This window comes from Streptomyces sp. 150FB (assembly GCF_000818195.1).
Lineage (GTDB): Bacteria > Actinomycetota > Actinomycetes > Streptomycetales > Streptomycetaceae > Streptomyces.
In genome coordinates, this window is the sequence record NZ_JTHL01000001.1 from 7122744 (window position 1) to 7126625 (window position 3882).

4 protein-coding genes are annotated in these 3882 nt (G+C 72.0%); 3 read left to right on the forward strand and 1 reads right to left on the reverse strand.

Annotated elements, in window-relative coordinates:
• Window positions 1–323 precede the first annotated feature (323 nt).
• From QR77_RS30610 to QR77_RS30620, 3 genes are all read left to right on the forward strand, one after another.
• Complete coding sequence (locus tag QR77_RS30610) at window positions 324–1166, forward strand: GNAT family N-acetyltransferase (protein WP_040025240.1); 843 nt, start codon at window positions 324–326, stop codon at window positions 1164–1166.
• A gap of 16 nt (window positions 1167–1182) precedes the next feature.
• Window positions 1183–1788, forward strand: a complete 606-nt coding sequence (locus QR77_RS30615; protein WP_040025241.1) for a GNAT family N-acetyltransferase — start codon at window positions 1183–1185, stop codon at window positions 1786–1788.
• A 77-nt stretch (window positions 1789–1865) separates the two neighbouring features.
• Window positions 1866–3563: a proline--tRNA ligase gene (locus QR77_RS30620; RefSeq protein ID WP_040025243.1), complete on the forward strand. Its 1698-nt coding sequence runs from the start codon at window positions 1866–1868 to the stop codon at window positions 3561–3563.
• Between the two features lie 62 nt (window positions 3564–3625).
• Here QR77_RS30620 and QR77_RS30625 read toward each other — a convergent pair.
• On the reverse strand, window positions 3626–3882 hold a 257-nt coding region (locus QR77_RS30625; protein WP_236710862.1), incomplete at its 5' end, for an aminoglycoside phosphotransferase family protein.

Consider the following 3882-nt stretch of genomic DNA (forward strand, 5'->3'; position numbering starts at 1 on the left):
GGCCATGAAGATCGCCGAACAGATGGAGCGCGACGGCATCGCCTCGGGCGAACCGAAGGTCTCCATCAGCTGACGGAACGGCCCGCGCCGGGCACACCCCCGGCCACGCACGTCACACCCCCGGCCACGCACGTCACACCGACGGGCCCCGCGGCTCCCGCCCTCCAGGGCGCAGGCCGCGGGGCCCGTCGACGTGTCCGGGGCCCGCGTCCGCCCATACGCGGAATCCGGGCCCGCATCCGTTCGTACGCGCGAGCGGCACACCCCCGAAGCGCCAGGTAGAGTTCGAGGACAAGCAGCCCGTACGGTGAGGCCCCCTCGTGTTGACTCAGACCACCACCCGGGTCCTCGAACCCAGCGAACTCGGCGCCGCGCTCGCCATTCTGGAGAGCGAACCGGTCGCCAACGCCTTCGTGACCTCGCGCGTCCAGGTCGCCGGGCTCGACCCCTGGCGCCTCGGCGGTGAGATGTGGGGCTGGTACGCGGAAGGCCGGCTGCGCTCGCTCTGCTACTCCGGCGCCAACCTCGTCCCCATCTGCGCCACCCCCGAAGCCGTACGCGGCTTCGCCGACCGCGCCCGGCGGGCCGGCCGCCGGTGCTCCTCCATCGTCGGCCCCGCCGAGCCCACCGCCAGGCTCTGGGAACTGCTCAGGCCGAGCTGGGGCCCCGCCCGCGAGGTCCGCGCCAACCAGCCGCTGATGGTCACCGAACACCCCCCGGCCAACGTCGCGCCCGACCCCTTCGTACGCCGCATCCGCAAGGACGAGCTGGAAACGATCATGCCGGCCTGCGTGGCGATGTTCACCGAGGAGGTCGGCATCTCGCCGCTCGCCGGCGACGGCGGGCTCCTCTACCAGGCGCGCGTGGCCGAACTGGTGGGCGCAGGCCGGGCATTCGCCCGTATCGAGGACGGCCGGGTCCTCTTCAAGGCCGAGATCGGCGCCGCGACCCCGCGCGCCTGCCAGATCCAGGGCGTCTGGGTCGACCCCGCCTTCCGCGGCCAGGGGCTCTCGGAGACCGGTATGGCAGCCGTCGTACGGTATGCGCTCGCCGACGTCGCGCCCGTGGTCAGCCTCTACGTGAACGACTACAACGCGCCTGCCCGCGCCGCGTATCGCCGCGTCGGCTTCCGCGAGGTGGGCGCCTTCATGAGCGTGCTCTTCTGAAAGTAGGGTTCGGCTCATGCTGAGCATTCCCGGTGACGATCCCCGGACCCCCGACGTGCAGGTAGGGCCGGTCGATCTCGCCGCGCGAGTGAACGAGGCACTCGACGTACAGGCCCTCGCCTTCGGGCTCAGCCGCGACGAGATCGACGTACGCCGCCACATCGTGCTCCGGCACCTCATGTACCCGGGCAGCCGCGCGCTCGGCGCGACCACGGCGTCGGGACGGCTCGTCGGCTTTGTCTACGGCCTGCCGAACGACCGCGGCCACTGGTGGTCCACGGTCGTCGAGCCGTACCTGCGCAGGACGGGGTCCGACGGCTGGCTCGACCACTCCTTCGTCATCACCGAGCTCCATGTCCACCCCGAGTTCCAGGCGCGCGGCATCGGCCGCGCCCTGATCACCACCCTCACCGACAGCGCCGCCGAACCCCGCTCGATCCTCTCGGCGATCGACATCGAGAGCCCCGCGCGCCGGCTGTACCGGGCGCTCGGTTACGAGGACCTCGCCCGGCAGGTCCTCTTCCCCAGCGCGCCCCGGCCGTACGCCGTGATGGGCGCGCCGCTCCCGCTGCGCAGACCGGCGCCGGGCGACGGCGGCGAGCCCTCCGGCGGGGACCGGTGACGGTCACTGATTTCCGCCTGCCGGTGCCCCCCGGTTAACCTCCTGCCATCACCCGACGGAACGCAGGAGTGCTCCCCATGTCCCAGATCCAGCGCATGTCCCGTTTGATGATCAAGACATTGCGCGACGATCCGGCGGACGCGGAGACGCTCAACCACAAGCTGCTCGTCCGCGCCGGTTACGTACGGCGAACCTCGGCCGGCATCTGGAGCTGGCTGCCGCTCGGCAAGAAGGTCCTCGACAACGTGTCGCGGGTGGTGCGCGAGGAGATGGACGCCATCGGGGCGCAGGAGGTGCTGCTGCCCGCGCTGCTGCCCAGGGAGCCGTACGAGGCCAGCGGGCGCTGGGAGGAGTACGGCGACCTGCTGTTCCGGGTCAAGGACCGCAAGGGCGCCGACTACCTGCTGGGACCGACGCACGAGGAGATCTTCTCCCTCATCGTCAAGGACCAGTGCACGTCCTACAAGGACCTGCCCGTGATGCTCTACCAGATCCAGACCAAGTACCGCGACGAGGCACGGCCCCGCGCGGGCGTGCTGCGCGGCCGCGAGTTCCAGATGAAGGACTCGTACTCCTTCGACGCCACCGACGAGGGCCTCGCCGAGTCGTACGCGCTGCACCGCGCCGCGTACCAGAAGATCTTCAAGCGCCTCGGTCTCGACTTCCGCATCGTGTCGGCGATCTCGGGGGCGATGGGCGGCTCCGCGTCCGAGGAGTTCCTCGCCCCCGCGGCGGCCGGCGAGGACACCTTCGTGGACTGCCCCGCCTGCGACTACGCGGCCAACACCGAGGCGGTCACCTTCGCCGTGGCCCCGGCCGTGGACGGCGCCGAGGCGCACGGGCCCGTCGAGGAGCTGGACACGCCTGACACCCCGACCATCGAGACGCTGGCGGCGCACCTCGGCGTGCCGGCCTCGGCGACCCTCAAGAACCTGCTGATCAAGATCGACGGCGAGATCACCGCCGTCGGCGTCCCCGGCGACCGCGAGGTGGACCTCGGCAAGCTCGGCGAGCACCTCGCGCCCGCCGTGGTGGAGCTGGTGACGGCCGAGGACTTCGAGGACAGGCCCGACCTCGTACGCGGCTACGTCGGCCCGCAGGGCCTCAAGATCCGCTACATCGCCGACCCCCGGATCGCCCCCGGCACGGCCTGGGTGACCGGTGCCAACAAGCCCGACACCCACGCGCGCAACGTGGTGGCCGGGCGGGACTTCGAGGTCGACGACTACATGAACGTGGTCGTCGTCGAGGAGGGCGACCCCTGCCCCGCCTGCGGCACCGGCCTCACGCTCGGCAGGGCGATCGAGATCGGCCACATCTTCCAGCTCGGCCGCAAGTACGCCGACACCTTCCAGGTCGATGTCCTCGGCCAGCAGGGCAAGCCGGTACGCGTGACGATGGGCTCGTACGGCATCGGCGTCTCGCGCGCCGTCGCCGCGCTCGCCGAGCAGAGCGCGGACGAGCAGGGGCTGTGCTGGCCCAGCGAGATCGCGCCCGCCGACGTGCATGTCGTCGCCGCCGGCAAGGCGCTCCAGACGGAGCTGGCGCTCGCCGTCGCCGAGAAGCTCGGGGCCGCTGGCCTGCGGGTGCTCGTCGACGAGCGGCCCGGCGTCTCCCCGGGCGTGAAGTTCACCGACGCCGAGCTGATCGGGGTCCCGAAGATCCTGGTGGCGGGGCGCCGCTCCGCCGAGGGCGTCGTGGAGCTGAAGGACCGGCGCACGGGCGAGCGCGAGGAACTGACGGTGGACGAGGCGGTGGCACGGCTCTCCGCGTAAGCGTGGGAGTACGGAAGCCCGCCATCTCCGGCGCGGGCTTCCCGGCCGTCGGCCGCGCCCGGCTACAGCCAGCCGGCGAACTCCAGCAGGAGTTCCGCGCTCTGGTGCCGTCCTGCCCGCAGCGCGCGGGTCCCGGACTCCACGGCGCGGAACAGCGTCCAGCCCCGCAGCCGTTCGCGGTCCAGGTCGAGGGAGTCGGCGAGCTTGTTGATCCGGCGGCGGGCGGCGGAGGCGCCGGAGGACGCGGCCACCAGGTCCTCGACCCGGTCGCGTACGAGCCTCGCCAGGTCGTAGGCGCGCTCACCCACCAGCGGCTCCG